4 protein-coding genes are annotated in these 3,156 nt (G+C 75.9%); 3 read left to right on the top strand and 1 reads right to left on the bottom strand.

The window, feature by feature from the left end:
* From ABEB16_RS06450 to ABEB16_RS06440, 3 genes are all read left to right on the top strand, one after another.
* Positions 1-264 (top strand): response regulator transcription factor (locus tag ABEB16_RS06450; RefSeq protein WP_345711434.1); only part of this gene is annotated, 264 nt, incomplete at its 5' end.
* A gap of 105 nt (positions 265-369) precedes the next feature.
* Positions 370-1,194 (top strand): alpha/beta fold hydrolase, encoded by an 825-nt coding sequence (locus ABEB16_RS06445; protein ID WP_345711433.1) that lies wholly within the window; start codon positions 370-372, stop codon positions 1,192-1,194.
* Positions 1,195-1,234: 40 nt separating this feature from the next.
* Complete coding sequence (locus tag ABEB16_RS06440; protein WP_345711432.1) at positions 1,235-2,074, top strand: alpha/beta hydrolase; 840 nt, start codon at positions 1,235-1,237, stop codon at positions 2,072-2,074.
* A 42-nt stretch (positions 2,075-2,116) separates the two neighbouring features.
* Here the strand turns inward: ABEB16_RS06440 and ABEB16_RS06435 are convergent, their stop codons facing one another.
* Positions 2,117-3,082, bottom strand: coding sequence for a sugar kinase (locus tag ABEB16_RS06435; RefSeq protein WP_345711431.1), 966 nt, complete (start codon positions 3,080-3,082; stop codon positions 2,117-2,119).
* Between the last annotated feature and the right edge of the window lie 74 nt (positions 3,083-3,156).

Raw genomic sequence — 3,156 nt, 5'->3', positions numbered from 1 at the left:
CCCGCGTTCGCCCGGCGCGCCCGGCGCGAGCTGGCCGCGCTGGGGGAGCGGGCCACGACCGCGCACGGGCCGGGGGCGGTCGAGCTCACCGCCCAGGAGGCCACCGCGGCCCGGCTCGCCGCCGCCGGGGCCACCAACGCCGAGATCGCCGCCACCATGTTCCTCAGCGCCAACACCGTCGACTACCACCTGCGCAAGGTGTTCCAGAAGCTCGGCATCACCTCCCGCCGCCAGCTCGCCGAGCGCCTCGGCCGGCGGGGCTGAGCCCGCCGCCCGCGCGGCGGCGGGCGTCGCGGACCACGTGCACCACGTGGTCCGCGCCCGTGGGAGCGCGGCCACGCTGGGGAACCCCGAGCGGAGGAGGTCCCCATGCCCCACGTCACCGCCGACGACGGCGCCGAGATCCACTACGTGGACTGGGGGGTCGGCGGCTCCCCGGTCGTCCTCAGCCACGGCTGGCCGCTGAACTCCGACGCCTGGGCGGCCGCCGCCCGGTTCCTCGCCGAGCACGGCCACCGCGCCGTCGCCCACGACCGCCGCGGCCACGGCCGCTCCAGCCGCACGTGGCACGGCAACGAGATGGACACCTACGCCGACGACCTCGCCTGCCTGCTGGACACCCTGGACCTGCGGGACGTCACCCTCGTCGGGCACTCCACCGGCGGCGGGGAGGTGGTGCGCTACCTCGCCCGGTACGGCAGCTCCCGGGTGTCGAAGCTCGTGCTCGTCTCCGCCGTCCCACCCCTCATGCTGCGCACCGACGACAACCCGGAGGGGCTGCCCGCGGAGGTGTTCGACGCCATCCGCACCGGGGAGGTGGCGAACCGCGCGCAGCTCTACCGCGACCTGGCCGACGGACCCTTCTTCGGGCACAACCGCACGGGGGGCGTCGACCAGGGGTTCCGGGACGCGTTCTGGCTGCAGGGCATGGCCTCGGGCCACCGAGGGGCCCACGAGTGCATCGCCGCGTTCTCCGCCACCGACTTCCGGGCCGACCTGCGCGGCATCGACGTGCCCACCCTCGTCGTCCACGGCGACGACGACCAGATCGTGCCGCTCCAGGTGGGCGGCGAGCGCTCCGCCGCGATGGTCGAGGGGGCCGTCCTGCGGGTGTACGAGGGCAGCGGTCACGCCCTGCCCGACACCGACCGCGACCGGTTGCACGCCGACCTGCTCGCCTTCATCGACTCCTGACCCAGACCGACCCGAACCCGTGAACTCCGGAGGGATCCCCATGAACGACGTCCAGCGCCCCGACACGGTCGTGCTCGTCCACGGCCTGTGGATGACCCCGCGCAGCTGGCAGCACTGGGTGGCGCACTACGAGGCGAAGGGCCTCACCGTGCTGGCCCCCGCCTACCCCGGCTTCGAGATCGAGGTCGAGGCCCTGCGCGAGAACCCCGAGGTCATCGCGAACCTCACCGTGCCCGAGACGGTCGACCACCTCGCGGGCGTCATCGGGCGGCTCGAGCGCCCACCGGTCATCATCGGCCACTCCTTCGGCGGCACCCTCACCCAGCTGCTGCTGGCCCGCGGGCTCGGGGCCGCCGGCGTCGTCGTCGACTCCGCGCCCACCGAGGGCGTGCGCGTCAACCCGCTGTCGCAGGCCAGGTCCCTCTTCCCGGCGCTGAAGAACCCGGCCAGCCGGCACCGGGCCGTGGGCTTCACCCCCGAGGAGTTCCACTACGCCTTCACCAACACCCTCACCGCGGAGGAGTCCCGCGCGGTGTGGGACCGCTACGCCATCCCCGCCCCCGGGTACTGGGTGTGGGAGTACGGCCTGTTCGCCAACTTCAAGCCCGGCCACCAGGACACCTGGGTCGACTACTCCGCCGACCGCGCGCCGCTGCTGTTCATCGCCGGGGAGAAGGACCACATCATGCCGCCGTCGGTGAACAGGTCGAACGCCAAGCACTACGAGAAGTCCCCGGCCCTCACCGGGTACCACGAGTTCGCCGGCCGCGACCACTGGACGTGCGCCGCCCCCGGCTGGGAGGCCGTGGCCGACCTCGCCCTGGGGTGGGCGCTGGAGCACGCCGCACCGCTGGGGCGCGGCGCGGCCGCGGGGATCTGAGGGAACCGGCCCGGGGCGCACCGCCCCGGGCCGGGCCGCGCGTCAGCGCAGCACCGCCTCCCGGGAGCCGGCGCGCGCCAGGTCGGCGCGGGTGGGGGCCGCCTCCCAGTCCCCGGGCGTCGTGCAGGCCAGCGCGCCGGTGAGCGCGGCCGTCGCCAGCCGCGCCTCAGGGCCGGCGCCCGTCAGCAGGTCGGCGAGGTAGCCGGCGACGAACGCGTCACCGGCGCCGACGGTGTCGACGACCTCCACGGCGACGGCCGGCACGGCGAGGAAGCGCCCCCCGACGAGGGCGGCGGCGCCGTCGCCGCCGCGCTTGACGACGACCTCCGCGGGCCCGAGCCCGGACAGGGCGCGCGCCAGCCGCTCGGGGTCCTCCTCGCCGGGCACCAGCAGCTGCGCCTCCTCCACCCCGGCGAAGAGCAGGTCCACCGAGGGCAGCACCTCGCGGTAGAAGGCCGCGGCCTCCGCCGGGCCCCACAACCGGCTGCGGTAGTTCAGGTCGAAGGACACCGGTACCCCGCGGGCGCGGGCCCGGGCGCACACGTCGAGGGTGGCGGCGCGCGCGGTGGCGGACAGGGCGGGGGTGATGCCCGTGGCGTGCAGCACGCCCGCCTCCGCCAGCAGCGCGTCGTCGACGTCGCCGCCCTCCAGCGCGGAGGCCGCGCTGCCGCGGCGGTAGTAGGTGACGACCGTGTGCTCGGGGGAGCGGCGCTCCTTGAGCATGAAACCCGTCGGCGCCCCGGGCACCGTGCGGGCCAGGCAGCGCACGTCCTCCGCGCGCAGCTCGCGGGCGATGAGCGAGCCGACGGCGTCGTCGCCGAGGCGGCTCACCCAGGTGGCGGCCACGCCCAGGCGGCGCACGCCGATGGCGACGTTCGACTCCGAGCCGCCGAAACCCACCGTGTAGTCGCGCACGCTGACCAGCGACCCGAGCGAGCGGGCGCTGGCCAGGCCCATCGTCTCCCCGAACGTCAGCAGGCGGGCCGGCCGGTCGGCCGGGGTGCTCACGCCCTGGCCTCCGCGACGGCCGCGATGGAGCTGGGCCTGCTCCCCCCGCCGACCCGGTGACCCCGCCCGGGCGG

Origin of the sequence: Kineococcus glutinatus (assembly GCF_039542765.1) — a bacterium.
Taxonomy (GTDB): domain Bacteria; phylum Actinomycetota; class Actinomycetes; order Actinomycetales; family Kineococcaceae; genus Kineococcus_A; species Kineococcus_A glutinatus.
This window is presented reverse-complemented; position numbering and strand designations above follow the sequence as displayed.

What these genes read in the sequence shown, in the direction of transcription:
- ABEB16_RS06445 (WP_345711433.1), top strand. Translation starts at nt 370, where the DNA reads ATGCCCCACGTCACCGCCGACGACGGCGCCGAGATCCACTACGTGGAC.
- ABEB16_RS06440 (WP_345711432.1), top strand. Translation starts at nt 1,235, where the DNA reads ATGAACGACGTCCAGCGCCCCGACACGGTCGTGCTCGTCCACGGCCTG.